Here is a 23,667-nt window from a genome sequence, read left to right as displayed (position 1 = left end):
CTTCGGGGGAATGAGGGCAATGGCCCCCTTTAAACCTCAAAGTGCTGTCCAGCCACCATCGACTGAAATTGTGGTTCCGGTGATCTGAGCCGCCGCGTCCGAACACAGGAAGATAGTCGTTCCACCCAATTGCTCGACGGTGGCGAACTCCTTGGAGGGTTGCCGTTCCAAAAGAATGTTCTTCACCACATCCTCGCGGCTCATGTTGTATTCTTTCATCGTGTCGGGGATCTGCGCCTCGACCAGCGGCGTCAGAACGTAGCCCGGGCAGATGGCATTGCAGGTGATCGGTTCCTGCGCGGTTTCCAGCGCTACGGTCTTGGTCATTCCCACCACGCCGTGCTTGGCCGCAACATATGCCGCCTTGTAAGGGGATGCCGTCAGACCATGGGCCGAGGCGATGTTCACCACCCGCCCCCAACCCGCCTTGCGCATCATCGGCAACGCAGCCGCCGTGGTGTGAAAGGCCGAGTTCATGTTGATTGCGATAATCGCGTCCCATTTTTCAACCGGAAACTTATCGATCGGAGAGACATGCTGAATACCAGCATTGTTCACCAGAATATCACAGGACCCCGCCTGTTCGATCAGTGATCGGCATTCCTCGCCCTTGGACATGTCGGCCTTGATGTAGCGCGCATTGGTTCCGGTCTCTTTCGCAATCTCTGCGGCAAGCGCATGATCTTCATCGCGATCCGTAAAGGAATTCAGAACCACATCGGCACCCGCCTTGGCCAGCTCGCGCGCTACGCCCAGCCCGATGCCCGAATTTGATCCCGTGATGATTGCCGTTTTACCGGACAGGCTCATGTCCATTCTCCCTCAAGCGTTAATCAGGCGCACCATGCCATGCTGCACCTGCAAAGAAAACGGGGAAACACATCAGATTGGAATCCCGGCCTGAGACTTCGCGACGCACAAAAAAACGCCCGCACGAAGCGGGCGTTAAGTTATTGAGGCAGGTTTCATACAGGCAAGAAACCTATCGAGCAGTGCAACCTTTATAAGCAATTCTGCGCCTTGGTCCAAGCTAAAAGTTTGATAATAAGAAAAATCATCACTACGATGATCTCCAACAAAATAAGGCCAGAGCAGGATTGTTTCCAAAATGAGCCCGGAATTTCTCCGTCCGTTTCGATCACTTGCGGCGGGAATCGCCAGCATTTTCGTGATGTCTGTCGCCCATGCAGAATCGTCTCATGGCATAGCTATGTACGGGGACCCGGCCCTACCACCGGATTTTGTGTCTCTCCCCTATGCGAACCCGGATGCGCCCAAAGGTGGCAAAGCTGTTTTCGGAAACACGGGCGGCTTTAACAGTCTGAACCCGTTTTTGCAAAAAGGCACTTCGCCATGGCAATTGCCTTTCTGGACCCATGAAAGCCTGATGGGGCGATCCTGGGACGAACCTTTCACACTTTACGGGCTGTTAGCCGAATCAGTTGAGACCGATCCAGACCGGTCCTGGGTCGAATTCACCCTGCGGGAAGAGGCGCGTTTTTCCGACGGCAGCCCGGTCACGATCGATGATGTGATCTGGTCTTACGAGACTTTGGGCACGCAGGGGCATCTGCGCTATCGCGGTCTTTGGGGCAAGATCGACGACATCGAACAAACAGGCCCGCGCTCGGTGCGGATTACGTTCAATGAACCCGATCGAGAGCTTGCGCTGCTGGCAGGGATGCGTCCGATCCTGCAAAAGGCACAATGGGAGGGAAAGGACTTCGCTGACGCGCAACTGCATGATGTGCCGATTGGAACCGGCCCTTATGTGATCGATAGCTACGAAGCGGGACGCTACGTGAATCTGCGACGCAATCCGGACTATTGGGGGAACGACATTCCGTTTCGCCGCGGCACCATGAACCTTGATGAGCTGCGGATCGAATTCTACGGCGACGGCAGCGTCTTGTTCGAAGCCTTCAAGGCCGGAGAGTTGTCGGCCGTCCGTGAATTCAATGCCGACAAATGGGACACGCAATACAACTTTCCCGCTGTGCAGCGGGGTGATGTGATTAAAACTGAAATTCCACATGGAAAACCTTCGGGAATGACCGGGTTCGTGATGAATACACGAAAGGCCCCGTTCGACGACTGGCGTGTGCGCGAAGCGCTGATGCTTGCCTTCAATTTTGAGTTCATCAACGACACGGTAACCGGTGGCGCCCAACCAAGGATCACGTCTTATTTCTCGGGGTCCGACCTTGCCATGCAGCCCGGCCCGGCCCAAGGGCAGGTAAAAGAACTGTTGCTTCTTTACGCTGACATCCTGTTGCCAGGCACGCTGGAAGGGTATGAGCTACCGAAGGGTGACGGGTCGGCCCGGAACCGGGCAAACCTTCGCGAGGCCACCAAGCTTTTGACCGAGGCAGGTTGGACCGTTCAGGACGGCGCACTGCGCAACGGAAATGGTGATGCCTTTCAGGTGACTTTCCTGCTTCAACAGGGCGACAGCGAGATGGCAACAGTGGTCGAGATCTATTCCCGCGCGCTGGAACGTCTTGGCATTCAGGTCACGACGGAACAAGTCGACAATGCCCAATATGTCGGACGCACCTCTGAACTGGACTTTGACGTCACGACATTCCGCCGGGCGCTTTCTCTGTCTCCTGGCAACGAACAGCGTCTTTATTGGGGCAGCGAGACTGCTGATGCCCCCGGCACACGCAACCTGATGGGCGTATCCTCGCCCGCAGTTGACGCAATGATCGATGCCATGCTCGCCTCAAAAACCCGCGAGGACTTCACCGATGCCACCCGCGCGCTGGACCGGGTACTGACAGCAGGCCGCTATGTCATCCCGATCTGGAGCTTTGACATCGGACGAATTGCGCATGTCAAGGAACTGAAGCACCCGAAAACCCTGCCCATCTATGGTGACGGTCCGCAATACATGCCAGAAGTGTGGTGGTACGACGCCCGGTAGAGGCGTGATCCCAGGGCCAGCCGATGGGTATGTGATCCCGGCGGGTTTTTCCAAGCGGGCATTCCGAACGTCAGAAGCTCGAAGTTTCAGCAGTTCTGTACAATCTGCGGTCAGGAAGACTCCATCAGTCGGCAAAATTCAGCACATTGCCGCGTCATACAAGATATCGTTTGATCGCACCCAAACCGCCGTACTGGGCCGCCAACACAATCACCACCGGGTGATCCCGCAGGAAACGCCCTCAAACAGTTTTACTCACCTAGAAAAACCTGTATAAAATGGCATATTTAGTCGTCATAGATAGCTGGTGCCAGCCCAAGATCCCGGACTGCCCGGACAATCGGACGCTGGGAACCAAAGAACAACCGGGCCCGCCACCACTCACACCAAATGTAGGCCCGTCGCCCCGCTGCGGATACTTCGCAGCGGGCACAATTCCCCCCAAAAAAGGCGCGGCCTCAGGATGCGACATTTTGTCATGTCTTTCGTTACGGCACCCCGTTCGTACTCTGATGTGGGGGAGAGCAGTCCTAATCGTTGCTAAGGGAAGCTCATTGATGATGAACTGGACCGATCTTACAAAAGACTGGAGCGCGGCCTGCGAACGCGCAAAGCGGCGTTTTCCGAACTTGCGTGACAAAGACATGATGCGCGTGTTGAAGGATCGAAAAGGATTTGAAGCCTATTTGGCCGAACGTCACCAACTTACAATGAATGAGGCGCATGAGGAGGTCGAAGACTTCCTGTTCACCGAAGGGCTGAACCGTGAATTCAGCAGTGCCGCTTTAAGCAAGTGATGTGACCCAAAGGATAGTCGCGTCTTCGTCACTGACGGAAATCACATTGTGGCCCATGCTGCCGTCGTAATAGGCGCTGTCGCCCCTGCGCATCTCCACCGGCTCATAAAACTCGGTGTAAAGCTTGACGACACCGGTCAGTACATACATAAACTCTTCTCCGTCATGGCGCACCCAGCCGTCAAATTCCTCCATTGATCTCGCGCGGACCCGCGCGCGATAGGGCAGCATTTGTTTCTTGGTCAGGGTTTCGGCCAGCAACTCATGTTCATAAGTGGTTGTGGCGTGCGCCGTGCCGTCGCCCAGACGGGTTATCGCCATACGCCCGATCACCTGATCGCGCTGGGGCGGCGTGAAAAGCTGCGGAACCGAAATCTCCAATCCAGTCGCAAGCTTCTTGAGCGCGTCGTAGGTCGGCGACATCTGCCCGTTTTCGATCTTGCTGAGGGTCGAACGTGCCAAACCGGCCTGACTGGCGGCTTGCTCCAATGTCCATTCCCGTGCTTTGCGCAGCTCTCTCACACGCGCGCCAAGGTCCAACGGTTCAACTTCGGTGTGTTCGCCAGAGTTGCGGGCAATTCGGATCAGAGATTTGGGATCTTGAGTGCTCATGACCCTTCTATAGGCCCGGCCAGCCACGCTTGCAACGCGACAGGCGGCGCGATAGCCAGAGGCCATGTTGTCAATCTTCGATCAGGGGGCGCCTGCGCCCTGCCCCACACCTTTCAATCTGGCAGCTCATGTTCTGGGCTGCGCGGATCAAGCCCCGGATAAACTGGCTTTGTCAGTCTTGCGTGAAAACGATACGCAGGATTGGAGCTTTCGCAATCTGAAAACAGCCGTGCTGGGCACCGGCGCGGGGTTGCTGCGGGAAGGATTGAAACCCGGAGATATCGCCCTGATGCGGCTGGGCAATACGGTGGACTTCCCGATTGCCTATCTGGGTGCAATTGCCGTGGGTATCGTACCGGTGCCGACATCGTCGCAACTGACGGAACCCGAAACCGCCAAAATGATCGACGAGCTTTCTCCGGCGGCCATACTGCGCGATCCGGATGTTGCCTGTGCCTCGCATTCCAAGCAGATCAGGCTGAACGAGTTGAAAGCGATGCGAACCCTGCCAGCGGCAGGTTTTGACATGGGCGATCCGGAACGTATGGCCTATGTCGTCTACACCTCTGGAACTTCGGGCAAGCCTCGTGCCGTGGCCCATGCCCACCGGGCAATCTGGGCGCGGCAGATGATGGTCGATGGCTGGTATGGTCTGCGCGAGACCGACCGGCTGTGTCACGCGGGGGCTTTCAACTGGACCTATACGCTGGGCACTGGCTTGATGGACCCATGGACCATTGGTGCGACGGCCCTGATCCCGGAACCCGGAACCGAAATCACTGCATTGCCTGCCTTACTGCGCCAGCATGGCGCAACGATCTTTGCTGCGGCTCCGGGGGTCTTTCGCAAGATAGTGCATTGGCGCAATCGGATGGAGCTGCCAGACCTGCGCCACGGATTATGCGCGGGAGAGAAACTGTCGCGCGCCCTGCACGAACAGTGGCTGAATGCCACCGGCACCGAGCTGTTCGAAGCCTACGGCATGTCCGAATGCTCTACCTTCATTTCCTCCAGCCCGGACCATCCTGCGCGCGGAGACGCACTGGGACAACCGCAACCCGGGCGTCGAGTGGCGATCCTTGGTCCGGACGGTCCGGTGCCACAGGGGCAGGAAGGTACAATTGCCATTCACCGCTCTGACCCCGGGTTGATGCTGACCTATCTTAACGCACCCGAGGACGTTGAAACGCGGATGCAGGGTGAATGGTTTCTGACTGGCGATCAGGGGGCCATGGCAGTGGATGGCCAGATCAGCTATCTGGGCCGCGACGACGACATGATGAACGCGGGTGGCTATCGCGTATCCCCGGTCGAGGTCGAAGCCGTTCTTGCCCGCTATCCGGGCATAACCCAAGTCGGCGCAGCGGCAGTCGAGGTCAAACCGGACACATTTGTGATAGCGGCCTTCTATACGGGCCCTGAAAAGCTGGACGATACGGCCTTGCGCACCTATGTCGAAGCCAACCTGGCGCGGTACAAACAGCCTCGCGCCTTCATCCATCTGCCCGCCCTGCCAACTGGCGGAAACGGCAAACTCCTGCGCCGGGCGCTGCCGGCCTATTTCGAGGCACCAACAAAATGACCCAGACCGTCAAGCTCGACATCCTGTCCGATCCGATCTGCCCGTGGTGCTATATTGGCAAAACCTATCTGGACAAGGCTCTGGCCAATGTGCCCGACCACCCTTTTGTCATTGAATGGCATCCGTTCCAGTTGAATCCTGACATGCCGGATGCGGGTATGGATCGGCGCGAGTATCTTGAGCGCAAGTTCGGCGGCAAGGACGGCGCGTTGCGCGCCTATGCGCCGGTGGTGGAACATGCCGAAAAGGCCGGTCTGAACATCAACTTCGATGCCATGAAACGTACCCCCAACACGCTGGACGCCCATCGCCTGATCCACTGGGCAGGGATCGAGGGCAAGCAGAACGATGTGGTGGATGCGCTGTTCGACGCCTATTTCGTGCAGGGCCGCGACATCGGCGACCACGAGGTGCTGGCCGACATCGCAGACAGCACCGGAATGGACGCAGCCGTGGTCATGAAGCTGCTGAAATCCGACGCCGACCGCGAGGATGTCCGCAACCGCGATGCTCATTCTCGCGAAATGGGCGTCAGTTCGGTTCCGACCTTCATTGTCGCGAACCAACATGCGGTGCCGGGCGCGCAACCTCCTGAAATGTGGGAGAAAGTAATCGCTGAGATCATGTCTCAACTTGAGGCTTCCCCTGCAGAATAGCACAGAGGTCTGTGCAAATTTCCAGTCTGGCCTATGCCGACCCGCCGTGATAGCGCGAACGGGTTAGGAGTGCTTCATGGCTAATCGCATGTCGAAGGCGGAATTCATTGCGTTGATTGCAATGATGTTCGCCACCATCGCCTTTTCGATCGATTCAATGCTGCCTGCGCTGCCCGAGATCGGCGCGCAGCTCAGCCCAGATGATGTCAATCGGGCGCAACTGATCCTGACGTCTTTTGTGTTGGGGATGGGGATCGGAACGTTTTTTACCGGCCCTCTCTCAGATGCTCTGGGACGCAAGCCAGTTATTTACGGTGGCGCAGCCCTTTACATTGCGGCCTCAGCGGTTGCCTGGGCCAGCTCCTCACTGGAACTGGTATTGATCGCACGTGTGGTTCAGGGGTTGGGCGCGGCTGGCCCACGCGTGGTAGCCATGGCGATCATTCGCGACTTGTATTCGGGTCGCGAAATGGCGCGGATCATCTCTATTGCGATGATGATTTTCACGTTGGTACCCGCAGCCGCACCGATGCTGGGCGCGGGTGTGATCGCATTGTTCGGCTGGCGCGGGATCTTTGTATCGTTCATTCTGTTTGCGTTGGTCATCATCTCTTGGATGGGCGTTCGCCTGCCGGAATCTCTGGCACGAGAAAACCGTCGCCCCTTCCGCTTTCCGCTGATGCTCTCGGCCACGAAAGAAATGTTTACCCATCCGACTGTCCGCCTTTCGATCATGGTTCAGACGCTGTGTATGGGGGTGCTGTTCACCATGCTGACAATGGTTCAGCCAGTCTATGACGTAATCCATGACCGTGCCGACAGCTTTCCATTCTGGTTTGGGTTCGTGGCTTTGATGTCTGGGTCGGCCAGCTTGTTGAATGCAGCACTTGTGGTGCGTGTGGGCATGCGCCGGATGGTGACATGGGCGCTGGGGGGACAAATCCTGATCACCGCTTTTGTTATGACGCTTAACACCATGCACCTTTCGCCGGACGCCTCATTTGCACTGTTTGTATTCTGGCAAACCATGGTGTTTTTCATGGCCGGGGTAACATTGGGCAACCTGAACGCCATCGCGATGGAGCCGATGGGGCATATTGCCGGAATGGCAGCCTCGGTCATCGGATCCATTTCGACGGTTCTGGCTGCGGCTATTGCCGCGCCGATCGGATTGCTTTTCGATGGGTCCATCGCGCCTTTGACATTTGGCGTCCTGAGCATGTGCATTCTGGCCTTCGGGCTAATGCTGCATATGGGCCGCGTCGAAGAGCGTCTGCCAGCCTGATCTGTGCGACTCGTCAGAAACACGCTACTCTCGACCTGAACCGAGCGGAGGGCTTCTGATGCGTGAATACTATGATTTGGGCAGCTATTCCTGTCCGGTAACGACCTCCGTTCCCGAGGCTCAGCTGTGGTTCGACCGAGGCCTGAACTGGACCTATGGATACAATCACGAAGAAGCCGTGGTTTGTTTCCAGCGCGCAGCTGAACATGACCCCCAATGCGCCATGGCATATTGGGGCGTCGCCTACGCGGCGGGACCGAATTACAACCTGCCATGGGACTTGCAGGACGAGCAGGGACGCAGCAAGGCGCTGGCGCTGGCTTATGATGCCACGCAAAACGCACTTCAATTGGCTGACGGCTGCACGCCTGTTGAGCAGGCACTGATCCGGGCCCTTCCAGCGCGATACCCGCAGCGGGATCCGGCCGAGGACATGCACCTTTGGGATCACGATTTTGCCGAAGCGATGCGCGCGGCGTTCGCTGCGCACTCCGATCACCTTGACCTGCGCACACTCTTTGTCGAAGCGCTTTTGAACCTAACGCCCTGGAAAATGTGGGATCTGAAAACCGGCCAGCCTGCTGAAGGCGCCGCAACGCTTGAGGCTCAGGAAGTATTGGAAACAGCCATGGCCAGCGATCCGGCCGCCATGTCGCATCCCGGTCTGCTGCATCTTTATGTTCACCTGATGGAAATGTCGCCCACCCCGGAAAAAGCCCTGAAAGCCGGTGATGTCCTGCGCACATTGGTACCTGATGCAGGCCACCTCGTTCACATGCCGACACATATCGACGTCCTCTGCGGCCACTACCACAACGTGGTGCATTGGAACGAAAAAGCCTCGGATGCCGATCTGAAGTATTACGAACGCGAGGGGGCATTCAATATCTACACCGGCTACCGCCAACACAACTATCACTTCGCCATCTACGGCGCGCTGTTTCTGGGACAAATCGAACCTGCCCTGCGCGCCAATCAGGGTTTGTGGGAAACGACGCCCGAAGAAATGCTTCGTATCGAAAGCCCCCCCATGGCGGATTACTTCGAAAGCTACATGTCCATGGGGCCGCACATCCTGATCCGCTTTGGTCGCTGGGAAGAGGCCAAGGCGCTGGAGCTGCCCTCCGATCCGGATCTCTACCGTACCCTGACGGCCACGACCCACTACGCCCGCGCCATCGCACGTGCCGCAACTGGTGATGTTGCCCATGCTGAAGCGGAAGAGAACCTGTTTCTCGCAGCCAAGGAATGCGTTCCGGAAACGCGCAGGTTGCACAACAACCGCGTGATAGACCTGCTGGAAATTGCCCGGGAAATGCTGCGTGGTGAGATCGAGTACCGAAAGGGGAATTTTGAGATCGCTTTTGCCCATTTGCGCCGCTCGGTCGAGTTGGATGACACCCTTCCATATGACGAGCCCTGGGGCTGGATGCAGCCCACCCGCCACGCGCTTGGCGCGTTGCTGTTCGAACAAGGTCATACGGCAGAAGCAGAGGCTGTCTATCGCGAAGATCTTGGCCTTGGTGGCTCGCTCAGCCGCGCTTCGATCCATCCCGACAACGTGTGGAGCCTGAAGGGGCTGTACGATTGTCTCAAAGCCCGTGGGGAAGATGTTGAAATCCTACAGGTCAAACAACGCCTGGATCTGGCTCTGGCCCGGGCAGATCGGGCGGTTGCAGCGTCCTGTTTCTGCGCGCAGGCCGCAATGCGTGAATGAGGTGTGTTGGATCGCGCTGCCGCGCGATGCCTCCGGCGGGGATACTTTCAGTCAGATGAAGCTGGGATCCCTTGTTCATCTGGCCGCAATGATCTCGGCCGAGACGCACAGCATGCGGCGGGGGCAAAGTCCAAATCCCACAGCTTAACCTGCCTTGGCCTTTTTCTTTTCCGCGACCACTTTTTCAGCAAGGTCGCGGGCAATCGCAAAGGCCCCTTTGATCTTGTCGCTGTCTTTCTTCCAATCCCGGCGCACGACGATCTTGTTATCCTTGACCTTGGCCATGCCGCGCTGGTTTTGAATGAACTCGACCAAACCTTCTGGTGATGCGAACTTGTCATTGTGGAACTGGATCGTCGCCCCTTTCGGGCCGCCGTCCAGCTTGGCAATGCCCGCCCGTTTGCACATGGCCTTGATGCGCACGACCAGCATCAGAGTGTTAACCTCTTTCGGCAATTTGCCAAAACGGTCGATCAACTCCGCAGCAAAACCCTCCAGTTCAACCTTGGTCGAGAGCGATGACAGGCGGCGGTAAAGGCCCAGACGAACATCGAGATCGGGTACGTAATCCTCGGGAATCAGAACCGGCACGCCCAGATTGATCTGCGGGGCCCACTGGTCATCAGCATCCGACAGCCCCTCCATTTCACCCGCTTTGATCTTGGCAATCGCCTCTTCCAGCATGGATTGGTAAAGTTCATAGCCGACGTCACGCATCTGGCCGGACTGCTCTTCACCCAGCAGGTTCCCCGCGCCGCGAATGTCGAGATCCTGAGAAGCCAGCGTAAACCCGGCGCCCAACGTGTCCAGCGATCCCAGGACACGCAGGCGTTTCTCGGCCGTGGCGGTCAGCTTCTGGCGTGGTTTGGTGGTCAGATAGGCATAGGCACGAGTTTTCGAGCGCCCAACGCGACCCCTGATCTGATAGAGCTGCGCAAGGCCGAACATATCCGCGCGGTGCACAACCATCGTGTTCGCCGTTGGAATATCCAGCCCGCTTTCGACAATCGTTGTAGCCAGCAGCACATCGTATTTACCGTCATAAAACGCGTTCATGCGATCATCGAGCTCACCGGCTGCCATTTGCCCATGTGCAACCACATAGGTCAGTTCCGGCAGCTGCTCTTTCAAAAACTCCTCGATCTCGGGCAGGTCCGAGATGCGGGGAACGACGTAGAAGCTTTGGCCGCCACGATAGTGTTCGCGCAGAAGCGCCTCTCGGATCGTGACCGCGTCGAATTCGCTGACATAGGTTCTGATTGCCAGACGGTCGATGGGCGGGGTGCCAATGATCGACAGGTCGCGTACCCCGGTCAGCGACAATTGCAGCGTTCGTGGAATCGGGGTCGCGGTCAGTGTAAGTACATGGATGTCACTGCGCAGTTGTTTCAGCCGTTCCTTATGGCTGACACCGAAATGCTGTTCCTCGTCGATGATCAGCAGACCCAGATTGTTAAACCTTATGTTCTTGGCCAGCAGCGCATGGGTCCCGATCACGATATCCACCGTACCGCGCGCCAAACCGTCGCGGGTTTTCTGGGCCTCTTTCGCCGAGACAAAGCGCGACAATTGCCGAACCTCCAGAGGAAACCCACGGAACCGTTCCCTGAAGCTTGCTGCGTGCTGGCGGGCCAGCAGTGTTGTTGGTGCCACGACCGCCACCTGCACGCCGGACATGGCGGCGACAAAGGCGGCGCGCATTGCCACCTCGGTCTTGCCAAAGCCGACGTCACCGCAGATCAGCCGGTCCATCGGCGCGCCGGAGTGCATGTCCTCCATCACATCCGAGATCGCGCTCAACTGGTCGTCGGTTTCCTGATATGGGAAACGGGCGCTGAACTCTTCCCATGCATGCGGAGGTGGGTCCATTACCGGAGCTTTTCGCAAGGCACGTTCAGCCGCGATGCGGATCAGCTTGTCGGCCATCTCGCGGATGCGTTCTTTCAGCTTGGCTTTCTTGGCCTGCCATGCGCCGCCGCCAAGTCGATCCAAAAGACCTTCGTCATGGCCGTATTTCGACAGCAGTTCGATGTTTTCGACCGGCAGGTACAGCTTTGCCTGCTCGGCATATTCCAGCAGCAGACATTCATGGGCGGCACCGGCGGCCGTGACGACCTCCATCCCCATGTAACGACCGATCCCGTGGTCAACATGCACCACCAGATCACCGGGGCTGAGGGATTGGGTCTCGGTCAGGAAATTTTCGGCCTTGCGGCGCTTCTTGGGTTGGCGGATCAGCCTGTCGCCCAGAACATCCTGTTCGGCGATCACCGTCAAGTCGGGGGCCTCAAAACCGTGCTCCAGCGCCCAGACGGCAAGGTGCAGGCCGCGCTTTCCGATACGTGTGCCATTTGTTATCGGAATCGCCTCGGCCAGACCTTCATCCTCAATCAAGCCAGTCAGACGTTCGCGCGCACCTTCCGAATAGGACGCAATCAGCACCGGACCTTTGTCGAGCCTGGCTGCAATGTGGCTGGCCAAAGCACCGAACAGGCTGATGCTTTCCTGCTGACGTTCGGGGGCAAAGTTGCGCCCGATCCGCCCGCCCGCATCGATGACACCCGGGCCCGACGCCTGCGGCAAGGGGCTGAACTGCATGACACGCCGATCTCCGACGGCCGCCTCCCACGCGGCATCATCGAGATACAGCAGGCCCGGAGGTGTGGGTTTGTAGACCGTATCCATACGGGATCGGTTTTCCAGCGCCAGTCGCCGGGTTTCATATTGATCGGCAATCGTGTCCCATCGGGCCAGTCTGGCCGGTGTAACCTGATCATCGACAGTGATCGTGGCATCCGGCAAATAATCAAACAGCGTTTCAAGCTTGTCGTGGAAGAATGGCAGCCAATGTTCGATGCCCTGATGTTTGCGACCGGCGCTTACAGCCTCGTAAAGCGGATCATCGGTGCCGGCAGCGCCGAATTCAATGCGATAGTTCTGGCGGAACCGTGTGATGGCCGCGTCATCCAGAATGACCTCGGACACCGGAGCAAGTTCGACCACGTCCAGCTTTTCGGTCGTGCGCTGAGACACGGGATCAAAACGGCGCGCGCCGTCCAGTACATCTCCGAACAAGTCCAGACGGACAGGGCCCGATTCACCCGGCGGGAAGATGTCGATGATACCGCCTCGAATGGCATAATCGCCCGGCTCCATCACGGTGGGGCTTTGCGTGAACCCCATGCGCACCAGGAAGTTGCGCAGCGCGGTCTCGTCAATGCGCTGATCGACGCGGGCAGTAAAAGCCGCCTCGCGCAACACGTCTCGCGCCGGGACGCGTTGGGTAGCCGCATTCAATGTCGTCAACAACACGAATTTCTGCGGCATCTGGTGAACCAGCGCAGCCAGCGTGGCAACGCGGGCCGCCGAGATATCCGCATTGGGGGACACCCGGTCATAGGGCAGACAATCCCAGCCAGGAAACACGAAGACCGGCATGTCGGGGGCAAAGAAAGCCAGCGCAGCGCGCATCGCCTCCATCCGCTTGTCATCTCGCGCGACATGGGCCACCGGCCCGTTGCTGCGGGCGATTTCGTTCAGCACAAGCTGCGCGTCAAACCCTTCAGGGGCGCCGCCAACTGTCACGTGGTTCGGAGCCTTCATCGCCTCGCCTTTCAGATTTTGCTATCCCAGAACGCCAATCGAGATGTTCTGATACATGCCCCAGAACGAAGTGACCAGTATCGAGATCATGCCTATGATCTGAGTATAAAGCCGACAGCGCGCAATGGTTTTCGAAACGGAGTCGAGCGTCAGTTCCTGCCGCCGCAATCGTCGTGCATGCACGATGTTCACCAGCAGAACAAGCGTCAATGGAAACAAAAGCAGAAACACGGCCTGTGCGAACTCGACCCCATAGTAGAACCCCAGCGTGGCCAAGCCGGTGAACAAAAAACACCCAAATGCCAGTAAGATGGTGCCGGACATGTCGACGATCAACAGTATTCGGTTGGTGTGTATGCGAACGATGTCCAGAAGGTCGATCTCGACCTGCCCGCCAATGCGTCGGGCACGAACCACCAGATCGTAGGGAATACCCATCACCCAGTGGCTTGCCGATGACCAGACAACCGCCAGCACGATCCAGAACCAGAGATTCGAGAAGCTGCGCATGTCGATGACTTCAAAGATCGAAGAGTACCAGTCCAAACCCAACCCTTTATTCAAACCTCTCAGAGAGGTTCTGCCACGCTCCCGCGTCCATTGATACCCTTGAGACCTTTGTGAATTCATGCCACCCAATGCACGAATGTTCAAGGAGAACGCGCCATGAAACCGACCATTGCACCCTATCCCATGACCCGCTTTCGGCGTGCCCGTCAATCTCAGGCAATTCGCGGGCTTGTGCGCGAGAACACCTTGACCACGGATGACCTGATCTGGCCCGTTTTCGTACGCGACGGTGAAGGGATTGAAGAGCCCATACCCTCGATGCCGGGCGTGGTCCGCCGTTCGGTGGATCTGATTGCAAAAGCGGCCATCGAAGCGCAGGCGCTTGGAATCCCCGCGATATGCATCTTTCCCTATACGGATTCTGCGCTGAAAACAGAAGACTGCGCCGAGGCCTGGAACCCTGACAACCTGTCGAACCGGGCCATCCGGGCGATCAAGGCGGCAGCCCCTGACATCGCGGTGATGACAGACGTGGCGCTGGACCCGTACAATATAAATGGTCATGACGGATACGTCGTCGACGGCGAGATCGTGAATGATCAGACCATCGAAGCGCTGGTCAAGATGACCCTTGCCCAGGCCGACGCCGGAGCCGACATCATCGGGCCGTCGGACATGATGGACGGCCGGATCGGGGAGATGCGCCGCGCATTGGAAGGCGCCGGGCATCACAACGTGATGATCCTCAGCTATGCCGCGAAATACGCCAGCGCTTTTTACGGCCCCTTCCGCGACGCCGTCGGCGCGTCAGGCGCGCTGACCGGTGACAAGAAAACCTACCAGATGGATCCTGCCAACTCGGACGAGGCGTTGCGCCTGATCGAGCGTGACCTGACCGAGGGCGCGGACATGGTGATGATCAAACCCGGAATGCCCTATCTGGATATCTGTCGTCGTGTGAAAGACAGTTTCGGCGCACCCACCTATGCCTACCAGGTCTCGGGCGAATACGCGATGATCCAGGCTGCCGCCCAGAATGGCTGGATCGACGGAGAAAAGGCAATGCTTGAAAGCCTGCTGGCCTTCAAGCGCGCAGGATGCGATGGCATTCTGACCTATTTCTCACCTCAGGTTGCCCGCATCTTGCAAGGCTAAAACCCCGAAGAGTCGCAACTTTTCGCCGACAAATCCCCTTCAGCGGGCAGCTTTCCCGTGACACATCGCCCTAATCGGCGTATCCTTGCCAGCAAGATCGGGATCACCCGACATATCAGGCACAGTTACAGAGAAAAAAACCATGAGCAGTTCCAACTCCCCCCGACTGAACCGTCGCGGCTTTGCCTTGGGCATGGCAGGCCTGACCCTGACCGCTGCCTGCGGCAACGGCGTCGGCAATTCTAACTCGGCCACGATCGACGCCCGCGTCGATGCCACGCTGACCGAGATGTACAGCCGATACCCCAACACCGTGGAAATCGCGAACAAAGCCAACGGCTTGCTTGTCATGCCATTGATCACCGAGGCGGGGTTTGTATTCGGCGGCGGCTATGGCCGCGGCGCGTTGCGTATCAACGGCGCTACAGTCGACTACTACTCGGCCGTCAAAGGCACCGCCGGATTGCAGATCGGCGCTCAGCAATATGCGCATGTGCTGTTCTTCATGACAGAAGACGCGCTGAATGATTTCCGTCGTTCAAGCGGTTGGACCGCCGGGGCCGACATCGGATATGTGGTCAGCGATCAGGGCGACTCGTTGTCGACCGACACCACGACTCTGCGCAGCCCCGTTCTGGCCGCGATCTTCGGGCAAGCTGGCCTTCAGATCGGCGCAACCGTCGAAGGAACGAAATACACCCGCATCATTCCATAACCCGGATTACCACTTCCCCCACACACGGCCCCGTCGCAGCGCAACACTGCGGCGGGGCATTTAATTTCAACCCTCCCCGCGCAGGTTCTTGCCGCGTTCCTCTTTCGGTCAGACCGACCATCCTCTAGTCTCAGACCAACGTTCACTTAATAAGAATCTGGGGCAGTAATGGGTCTTGTTTTCCGCTGGCTGGTGCGCATCGCGTCGGGTCTGATCATCCTGATCCTCGCCGCTATGGGCCTTGTCTATTTTCTGGCCAGCCAATCCCTGCCGGACTATGACCAAACGCTTGAGGTTAACGGTTTGACCGCCCCGGTCGAAATCGTACGCGACACCGCCAACGTGCCACATATTCTGGGCCAGACCGATCCCGATGTGTTTTTTGGATTGGGATATGCCCATGCACAGGATCGACTGTGGCAGATGACGGTCATGCGCCGTACCGCGCAAGGCCGTCTGTCCGAGGTTTTTGGCCCTCGCACGCTTCACATCGACAAGCTGCTGCGCAGATTGGACCTTTATGGGCTGGCTCACCGCTCGGTCGAGGTGCAGGACGATTATACCAAGGCCGCCTTGCGTGCCTATTCCGCCGGGGTCAATGCCCGTCTGACCGAGATCAACGAAGAGGCGCTGGGTCGCGGCGCACCTGAGATGTTCCTGTTCAACGCTCCGGTCTCACCCTGGCAACCGGGTGACAGTATCGCGATGATCAAGCTGATGGCGCTGCAACTGTCAGGCCACCTGACCGATGAAGTTCTGCGTGCGCGCACGTCGCTGATGCTGAACAACCCCGATCGTCTGGCGGATATCCTGCCCGACGTTCCCGGGCCCGGCATCGCGGCGTTGCCGGAATATGCCACGCTGTTCCCAAATCTTCCGCGTTATGCGGCGGGAACGGATATTCCCGAAACACCTCTTTCACCCCTTCCCAAACGTGGTCTGGCCGGAGCTTCAAACGCCTGGACCGCCGCGCCGTCACGTTCTGCAAGTGGCGGGACTCTGTTGGCCAACGACCCTCATTTGGGTTTCACTGCTCCCGGGATTTGGTACCTGGCGCATCTCGATCTGAAAAAAGGCGGTGTCATCGGGGCCTCTATTCCGGGTGTGCCCGCCATCATGACCGGACGCAGCGACCGGTTGGGATGGGGACTTACATCCTCGTATCTTGACGATCAGGACGTTCATATCGAGCAGCTCAATCCTGACAACCCCGAGGAATACCTGACCCCAACCGGCTTCAAGGAATTCCAGACCCGCCCTTCGATCATCGAGATCAAGGGTGAGGCTCCGGTTACGCTGACCCTGCGTTGGACGGACAATGGGCCGGTGCTGCCGGGCACGGACTACAAGCTGGAAACCATCACGCCGCCGGGCCACGTGGCATCTCTGTCCTGGACGGCGCTCAGCCCGCAAGACACGTCGATGTCGGCGTCCATGGCTCTGATGAACGCCGACAACGTGGAACAGGCCATCGCGGTCGGTAAACAGTTCATCGCGCCTTCTCAGAATCTGTCGCTGGTCGACAAGATGACGATTGGGATGAAGCTGATCGGCGCCATGCCACGGCGTGATCTGCAAAACCAAAGCCGTGGGCGTATCCCCTCGCCCGGCTGGATCGAAGCCAATCGCTGGCAAGGCCGCCTGCCCTATGCCGACAACCCGGAATTCGTGGCCCCCGTCGGCGGTGTTCTTGGCAACACGAACAACAAGATCATCGACCGCCCGTTTCCAGAGCACGTCTCGTATGAATGGGGCGATACGCAGCGCGTGCATCGCTGGGAACGCCTGATGCAATCGCGCGAGGTGCATACCCGCGACAGTTTTATCGAAGCGCAATTGGACACGGTCAGCTTTACTGCGCGGTCCCTGCTGCCGCTGATAGGTGCCGATCTGTGGTTTACCGGGGCTTCGGCCCCTGAAGGAACTCTGGAGCGTCAGCGCCAGATCGCGCTGTCGCTGCTGGCGGACTGGAACGGTGAGATGAACGAACACCTGCCCGAGCCGTTGATCTATGCGGCCTGGCTGCGTGCGCTGCAAATCCGGCTGATCTCGGACGAGCTTGGGCCACTGGCCAGCGAATACAAACATGTCGAACCGCTGTTCATCGAGCGGGTCTATCGCGAAATTGACGGCGCTGGTGTCTGGTGCGACGTGATTCAAAGCGCACCGGTTGAGACTTGCACGGAAATGGCACGGCTCGCGCTGGACGACGCGCTGATCTGGATCTCCGAACGATATGGCAGCGCGCTTGAATCTCTGCGTTGGGGCGACGCGCATCAGGCAACTCATGATCATCCCGTGCTGGGATCCGCCCCCATATTGCGGTTTTTTGTTAACATTCACCAATCGACCAGTGGCGGCGACAACACACTGCTGCGAGGCCGCACGTCGGGCGAAGGGCCGGATCCGTTCCAGAATGTGCACGGCGCCGGGTATCGCGGGGTTTATGACTTCGCCGACCCCAACAGCTCGGTCTTCATTACGGCGACCGGGCAATCGGGTCATTTCCTGTCACGCTACTATGACGATCAGGCGCAGTTGTGGCGGCGTGGCGAATACATCCCCATGTCACTGGATCTTGATCTGGCCCGCGCCGCGGCTGTCGGAACAACCAATCTGATCCCGCGATAATCCGCCTATTCGGCAAGTCCCCGCCCCGATTTTCCACGCCTCGTGGCGCCCAAGGTCAAATTCGCCTAACATTATCGGACTGATTATGTGGGACCAAAGGGGGACGAGTATGGCCAGTATTCGGGATGTCCTAAATAATCTTGCGCGCGACTACGCAATCGCATGGAGCTCTGGCGACGCTGACGCAGTTGCCGGTTTCTTTGCACGTGACGGACAGATCACCTTCAACGATAGCGAACCAGCCAAAGGACGCGAAGCAATCGCCAACCTGGTGCGCGAAACTTACGCCAGTTTTCCGGATCTGGAAGTGCGCTGTGACATGATGCGATGGGCCGGAACTCGTGCCATTTTCGTCTGGACACGCGAAGGGCACCACGCCGAGACCGGCAATCACGTTGTCACGCGTGGATGGGAGGAATGGGAACTGACGCCGGACTACCTTGTACAATCATCAACAGGCTGGTTCGACGCGGATGACTATCAACGACAGATAGACGGGGCCTGACCTACCCCCCGTTGGATGCGCTTTCTATCCTGTAGTGTCGCGGTATCCCCTGAGTGACCCGAGCCCAGTCAGATGCCTGCGCCCTCGCCTGATGCGCATCGAACGCTTGCTGATCTGCAAACACTTCTGACACGTCGAACCGACCCGGCCTGCTCTGATCCTCGATCACGTCGAAAGAAATGCAGCCCTCTTCCGCGCGGGTCAGTTTTACATGGTCCGGCAACGCCGCGCGCACCCCTTCCAGCCGGTCCGCAGGCACATCGATATGGCCGTTCAGGAACACTCTGTGGTCCGGCTTGTCAGACATATCCAGTTCCACCGCTAATTCTTCAGCGCCTCGAACTGAGCCGCTTGTTTCTCGGTCCACAAAACGGTGATACGAAACCCGTCTTCGGTTTGTTCTTCGTTGCGTACAACATCCTGACGGAACAGCCAGGCCCGCTTGTTACCGTCAGCGAAAGACAGGTCCAGAACTGCCTCACGCCGTGCACCTTGCAGGCGCATCGCGATCTCGGACAGCAAAGGTGCGATCCCTTCGCCGGTTACAGCAGAAATGGCAAAAATCTCAGGATCTCGTTCCGCGCGAGCCAGCGTCGCCTCGCGCTCATCGGCGCTCAGCAAGTCTATCTTGTTCCAGACCTCAAGCCGGGGCCGCTCGTCGTCGACACCCAGCGAGGTCAGGATCGCCTCGACATCCTGCGCCTGCGCCTCCGTTTCCTCATGGCTGATATCACGCACATGGACGATCAGATCGGCCCCCAAGACCTCTTCCAGCGTCGCACGGAAGGCCGCCACAAGCTCGGTCGGAAGGTTCGAGATAAAGCCCACCGTGTCTGACAGGATCACTTCGGGACCATCGGGCAATTGCACGCGGCGCATGGTTGGATCCAGTGTGGCAAACAGCATGTCCTTGGCCATCACCTCGGCCCCGGTCAGGTGATTGAACAGCGTGGATTTGCCTGCGTTTGTGTAGCCCACGAGTGCGACGATTGGATACGGCACCTTGGCCCGGGCGGCCCGGTGCAATGTCCGGGTCTTGACCACCTTCTGCAACTGACGCCGCAAACGCACCAGTTGCTCGTCAATGGCACGACGGTCGGCTTCGATTTGGGTTTCACCGGGTCCGCCGACAAATCCCAAACCACCGCGCTGACGTTCAAGGTGGGTCCAGGCCCGTACAAGCCGCGTCCGCTGATAGCTGAGCGCCGCCATCTCGACCTGCAACACCCCTTCCCGCGTGCGGGCTCGGTCGCTGAAAATCTCAAGGATCAACCCGGTCCGGTCGAGGATCTTGACCTTCCATGCCTTTTCCAGATTGCGCTGCTGCACCGGTGTCACCGGCCCGTCGATCAGAACCAGCTCAACTTCGTTGTCGTGAAAACGCTCGCCAAGTTCTTCAATCTTGCCGCTGCCGAACAAATACCCGGCCTGCGCGCGTTGAAGTCGCACGGTTTCGGATCCGATCACATCCAGATCGGGCAATGCAGCGGCCAGTGCGACCGCCTCTTCCAGCGCCGGTTCAGGGACACGGCGCTGTTCATCTGATTTGATTTCGGGATGCAGCACCCAGGCCCGGGTGCGCATCCGGTCATGTTCCATCAAGAGGCGTCTTCGCCCTCATACAGATTGATCGGCTGCGACGGCATGATGGTCGAAATCGCGTGTTTGTATACCAACTGCGACTGTCCGTCGCGGCGCAACAATACGCAAAAATTGTCGAACCAGGTAATAACACCCTGCAATTTCACGCCGTTGATCAGGAAAATCGTGACCGGAACCTTAGCTTTCCGTACATTGTTCAGGAAGGCATCCTGAAGATTCTGTCTGTCCGAAGCCATATTTTTATAATCTCGCCATTGTTCTTGCTACGCGCTGCGGACCAACGCGCTCCCTCCGGCAGAGTATGGAGTGCTACGCACAGATATTCCAGATGAAAAATCAGGCGTTAGCGACCGCAAGTTGCACCCGGCTCAATCCCGCCAAAGCGACGGGGTGATCAGGGCAATAATCGCCAGCGTTTCCAGACGACCTACGACCATCGCCGCGCACAACGTCAGTTTGGCACCAGCGGAGAGGTCGATCAGGCGAATTGGAACGTCCGTGGCCAGGTCGATCAATGGTCCCGTCGTGCTGAGCGTGGCAACGCTGAGCACCATGGCCTGTTCGAACCCGGACCCCATTGCCGCCAGCAGAAGGTTGAACACGGCAAGGGTCAGCGCAAAAAGCATCAGGAATATCCAGGCGATGAACGCCCCGTCGCTTTGAATGCGACGGTTTCCGCCCCCTGCACTGCTGATGGACGAAGGATAGATCAGGCGATCAATCTCACGCGCGCCATTCAGATACAGGGCGAAGACCCGTAACAGTTTGACCCCCCCGGCCGTTGTCGCGACCCCGCCGCCGATCAATGCCAGCCCCATCAATAGCAAACCAGGCGTTCCCAAACCTGACAGTTGCTGAGCGTCGTTCCAGTTCGCGCTTTCGAATCCGGCTGTTGTCAGGAAGGCGAGAGTGGTGAACAGCATCCCCCAGATGACTTGCAACGCCTGCAATGGTTCCAGTTGACCACCGATTTCTGTCACGCCCGCAACAACGCGGAAGAACAACAGGATCGCGACAGCAAGTACAATCATCAGGCCAATACGAAATTCTGGGTCCGCATCCAGACGGGAATAACCCGTTGTGGCGGTATCCTTTGAAAAAGTCAGGCGCGAGAGCGCGAAGAACAGGAACAGGAACAGAATGGCCTCGCCCGTAAAACCGGCCTGCGCCCCCTCCATCCCACCGACCGGTGAGATGCCGGACGTGGCCATAACTGCCATTGCATGACACACAGCCGTCAGACCGACTTCGCCAGCAATCAGCAGAAGAACCCAGATCACGGCAGTCAGCCCGACATAAACCGGTGTCAGGGTCTTCGCGACACGGATCAGACGACCACGCGGATCCACGCGTTCGCTTTGCGCCACACCCGACACCGGGCGCCCCGGTTGCCCACTGGCAGTGACCTCGAACCCGCCAAGCGACAGTGGCGCAAGGATCGCGGCGGCAGCGATCCACATCAGCAAGCCTCCCATCCAACCGACCATGGCGCGCCACAAATGCAGCGGGGCCGACAGTCGGGCCGGGTCAGGAAACAGGTCCGCCCCGGTGGTTGTCAGGGCACTGACCATATCGAAATAGGCGTTCAGGAAGATGGTCGTTCCAAGTGCATCGTGAAACGGGATCGCAAGAAAAATGGGCAGGAGGGTAAAACAGGCCAGCATCACCGCCAACTGCCCCAACGTCCCGCGCCGGGGTATGCGGTTGGAGGACGCCATCGCGATCGTAGCGACCAGAAACAAACCCAGAATCCCGGAATACAGAAAGGACCGTGACGTGTCGTGATCGTCCAGTGCCAGCGCGTAAATCGCCGGAATCCACATGGCCAGTGACGCTATGCCCCAGATCAGCAGAAATAACGGCAACCGCCGCAACAAACCAACCCGTTGTGTCCTCGCATGCGCCATCAGAAGAAATCGATTGAAACCTGCATCAGGCGTTCAACCTCTGGCACGTCCTTGGCCATGGCAAAGATTGCGACCACGTCCTTTTCATCGATCCGCAGGCTGCCGGTCGGTCGCAGAACGTCGTCTCCCTTGCGCACCGCGCCCACAAGCACACCCTCGGGGAAGTCGATATCGCGCAGACGTTGCCCGGCCATAGGCGAGGTCGACAGAACCTCGGCCTCGATCACCTCAGCCTCGGCGTCCCCGATTGAATAGACCTGACGCACCCGCCCATGGCGGATGTGTCGCAGGATCGAGCTCACGGTTGTCGCCCGCGGATTGATATAGGCATCGATCCCCAGAGGCCCCATCAGGGCCACCATGCTGGGGTCGTTGATCAACGCAATCGCCAGAGCACACCCTTCGGCCTTGGCACGCACCGCGGCCAGCATGTTCGTACGGTCGTCATCCGTAACCGCCAGCATCGCATCGGCCCGCTCGATCCCTGCTTCGCTCAGCAACCCCGCATCCAGCCCGTCGCCATGCAACACAATCGTCCGTTCCAGAGCTTCGGCGGCGAGTTCAGCGCAATGGCGGTCGCGTTCGATGATCTTGGCCCGCACACGGCTTTCGCGTTCTTCCAGGGTTCTGGCCACTTCCAGCCCGACATTTCCGCCGCCCACGATCACCACACGATCCTGCCGCTTCTGCGCCTTGCCAAACACCTCCATGGTGCGATCCACGTCCTTGACGTTGGTAAAGACATAACACTCGTCGCCCACAAACAGCTGATCTTCCGACTCGGGGGCAAACAGCGTACCTTCGCGCCTCACCCCAACCACAATGGAACTGAGGGTCGAGAACAGATCCGTAAGCTGCCGCAACGGTGTGTTTATGATCGGGCAATCCTCTTCCACCCGCACTCCCAGCAGCTGCGCCTTGCCATCCATGAAAATCTCGGTGTCAAAGGCGGATGGGGCAGACAGGCGGCGCATGGCGGCGGCGGCAACTTCGCGTTCGGGACTGATCACCACATCAATCGGCAGATGATCACGACGGTAGAGATCCGAGTGAATCGCCTCTAGATAGGATTTCGACCGCAGGCGCGCAATCTTGCGCTGGATCGAAAAGACCGAGTGCGCCATCTGGCAGGTGACCATGTTCACCTCGTCCGAATGGGTGGCGGCAATGATCATGTCGGCGTCACGCGCCCCTGCCCGTTCCAGCACGTCCGGGTAACTTGCAAACCCGGCGATCCCCTGCACATCCAGCGTTTCCGTCGCCCGCCTTACGAGGTCGGGATTGTTGTCCACGACGGTAACATCGTTCAGCTCGCCCGAAAGATGCCGCGCGATCTGCCAGCCAACCTGACCCGCACCGCAAATAATGACCTTCATGCTTCTGGCCCTTCTGCCTGAAGGGATTGAATGACAGATGCCCCCAAAGCGGTCAATTGAATTGTCATCACAGCCCAGCTGCGGCAAG

At 58.4% G+C, this 23,667-nt stretch carries 19 protein-coding genes; 10 read left to right on the top strand and 9 right to left on the bottom strand.

What is annotated here, in order from left to right; translation table 11 throughout:
* Positions 1-36: 36 nt before the first annotated feature.
* Entirely contained in the window at positions 37-810 is a 774-nt protein-coding gene (locus tag AC2FFA_RS05300; protein ID WP_496676456.1) for a 3-hydroxybutyrate dehydrogenase, read from the bottom strand.
* Between the two features lie 298 nt (positions 811-1,108).
* On the opposite strand from AC2FFA_RS05300, the gene AC2FFA_RS05295 reads away from it, so the two are divergent.
* Together AC2FFA_RS05295 and AC2FFA_RS05290 are read left to right on the top strand one after the other, a co-directional pair.
* A complete protein-coding gene (locus tag AC2FFA_RS05295; RefSeq protein ID WP_496850343.1) occupies positions 1,109-2,926 on the top strand; it encodes an extracellular solute-binding protein in 1,818 nt (605 codons plus the stop codon).
* Between the two features lie 557 nt (positions 2,927-3,483).
* The gene (locus AC2FFA_RS05290) at positions 3,484-3,723 is read left to right on the top strand and encodes a hypothetical protein (protein WP_117868796.1); all 240 of its coding nucleotides are present in this window, start codon (positions 3,484-3,486) and stop codon (positions 3,721-3,723) included.
* Here AC2FFA_RS05290 and AC2FFA_RS05285 read toward each other — a convergent pair.
* Complete coding sequence (locus AC2FFA_RS05285) at positions 3,712-4,335, bottom strand: helix-turn-helix domain-containing protein (RefSeq protein WP_117868795.1); 624 nt, start codon at positions 4,333-4,335, stop codon at positions 3,712-3,714. The two genes, AC2FFA_RS05290 and AC2FFA_RS05285, sit on opposite strands and share 12 nt — an antisense overlap.
* A gap of 64 nt (positions 4,336-4,399) precedes the next feature.
* On the opposite strand from AC2FFA_RS05285, the gene AC2FFA_RS05280 reads away from it, so the two are divergent.
* The 4 genes from AC2FFA_RS05280 to AC2FFA_RS05265 all read left to right on the top strand — a co-directional run bounded on the left by AC2FFA_RS05280 (position 4,400) and on the right by AC2FFA_RS05265 (position 9,575).
* On the top strand, positions 4,400-5,917 hold the full coding sequence (locus AC2FFA_RS05280) for a class I adenylate-forming enzyme family protein (RefSeq protein ID WP_496850342.1): 1,518 nt from the start codon (positions 4,400-4,402) through the stop codon (positions 5,915-5,917).
* Positions 5,914-6,573 carry a DsbA family oxidoreductase gene (locus AC2FFA_RS05275; protein WP_496850341.1) on the top strand — a complete coding sequence of 220 codons (660 nt, stop codon included), beginning with the start codon at positions 5,914-5,916 and terminating at the stop codon, positions 6,571-6,573. Before AC2FFA_RS05280 ends, AC2FFA_RS05275 begins: the two co-directional genes overlap by 4 nt.
* Before the next feature lie 76 nt (positions 6,574-6,649).
* Positions 6,650-7,858, top strand: a complete 1,209-nt coding sequence (locus tag AC2FFA_RS05270) for a multidrug effflux MFS transporter (protein ID WP_299893715.1) — start codon at positions 6,650-6,652, stop codon at positions 7,856-7,858.
* 58 nt (positions 7,859-7,916) lie between these two features.
* On the top strand, positions 7,917-9,575 hold the full coding sequence (locus tag AC2FFA_RS05265) for a tetratricopeptide repeat protein (RefSeq protein WP_496676470.1): 1,659 nt from the start codon (positions 7,917-7,919) through the stop codon (positions 9,573-9,575).
* 144 nt (positions 9,576-9,719) lie between these two features.
* Here AC2FFA_RS05265 and mfd read toward each other — a convergent pair whose 3' ends face one another.
* Positions 9,720-13,178, bottom strand: a complete 3,459-nt coding sequence (gene mfd / locus AC2FFA_RS05260) for a transcription-repair coupling factor (RefSeq protein ID WP_496850340.1) — start codon at positions 13,176-13,178, stop codon at positions 9,720-9,722.
* A gap of 21 nt (positions 13,179-13,199) precedes the next feature.
* Positions 13,200-13,724 carry a component of SufBCD complex gene (locus AC2FFA_RS05255; RefSeq protein ID WP_496676474.1) on the bottom strand — a complete coding sequence of 175 codons (525 nt, stop codon included), beginning with the start codon at positions 13,722-13,724 and terminating at the stop codon, positions 13,200-13,202.
* A 120-nt stretch (positions 13,725-13,844) separates the two neighbouring features.
* Between AC2FFA_RS05255 and hemB the strand changes: the two genes are divergently transcribed.
* The 4 genes from hemB (at position 13,845) to AC2FFA_RS05235 (ending at position 18,694) form a co-directional block, all read left to right on the top strand.
* Positions 13,845-14,843, top strand: a complete 999-nt coding sequence (gene hemB, locus AC2FFA_RS05250; protein WP_496850338.1) for a porphobilinogen synthase — start codon at positions 13,845-13,847, stop codon at positions 14,841-14,843.
* Between the two features lie 142 nt (positions 14,844-14,985).
* Positions 14,986-15,558 carry a lipid-binding SYLF domain-containing protein gene (locus tag AC2FFA_RS05245; RefSeq protein WP_117868788.1) on the top strand — a complete coding sequence of 191 codons (573 nt, stop codon included), beginning with the start codon at positions 14,986-14,988 and terminating at the stop codon, positions 15,556-15,558.
* Between the two features lie 168 nt (positions 15,559-15,726).
* Positions 15,727-18,189, top strand: coding sequence for a penicillin acylase family protein (locus AC2FFA_RS05240; RefSeq protein ID WP_496850336.1), 2,463 nt, complete (start codon positions 15,727-15,729; stop codon positions 18,187-18,189).
* A gap of 109 nt (positions 18,190-18,298) precedes the next feature.
* On the top strand, positions 18,299-18,694 hold the full coding sequence (locus tag AC2FFA_RS05235) for an SgcJ/EcaC family oxidoreductase (RefSeq protein ID WP_496676480.1): 396 nt from the start codon (positions 18,299-18,301) through the stop codon (positions 18,692-18,694).
* 1 nt (position 18,695) lies between these two features.
* Here the strand turns inward: AC2FFA_RS05235 and AC2FFA_RS05230 are convergent, their stop codons facing one another.
* The 5 genes from AC2FFA_RS05230 to trkA form a co-directional block, all read right to left on the bottom strand.
* Positions 18,696-19,001 (bottom strand): putative quinol monooxygenase, encoded by a 306-nt coding sequence (locus tag AC2FFA_RS05230; RefSeq protein ID WP_117872735.1) that lies wholly within the window; start codon positions 18,999-19,001, stop codon positions 18,696-18,698.
* Positions 19,002-19,015: 14 nt separating this feature from the next.
* On the bottom strand, positions 19,016-20,293 hold the full coding sequence (gene hflX / locus AC2FFA_RS05225; protein ID WP_496850334.1) for a GTPase HflX: 1,278 nt from the start codon (positions 20,291-20,293) through the stop codon (positions 19,016-19,018).
* On the bottom strand, positions 20,293-20,532 hold the full coding sequence (gene hfq / locus AC2FFA_RS05220; protein ID WP_005982826.1) for an RNA chaperone Hfq: 240 nt from the start codon (positions 20,530-20,532) through the stop codon (positions 20,293-20,295). Before hfq ends, hflX begins: the two co-directional genes overlap by 1 nt.
* A gap of 132 nt (positions 20,533-20,664) precedes the next feature.
* The gene (locus AC2FFA_RS05215; protein ID WP_117868784.1) at positions 20,665-22,203 is read right to left on the bottom strand and encodes a TrkH family potassium uptake protein; all 1,539 of its coding nucleotides are present in this window, start codon (positions 22,201-22,203) and stop codon (positions 20,665-20,667) included.
* Positions 22,203-23,579, bottom strand: a complete 1,377-nt coding sequence (trkA, locus tag AC2FFA_RS05210; protein WP_496676491.1) for a Trk system potassium transporter TrkA — start codon at positions 23,577-23,579, stop codon at positions 22,203-22,205. The genes AC2FFA_RS05215 and trkA overlap by 1 nt, the downstream gene beginning before the upstream one ends.
* Positions 23,580-23,667 lie beyond the last annotated feature (88 nt).

The organism is Ruegeria sp. YTSB088 (genome assembly GCF_059609825.1).
This window is presented reverse-complemented; position numbering and strand designations above follow the sequence as displayed.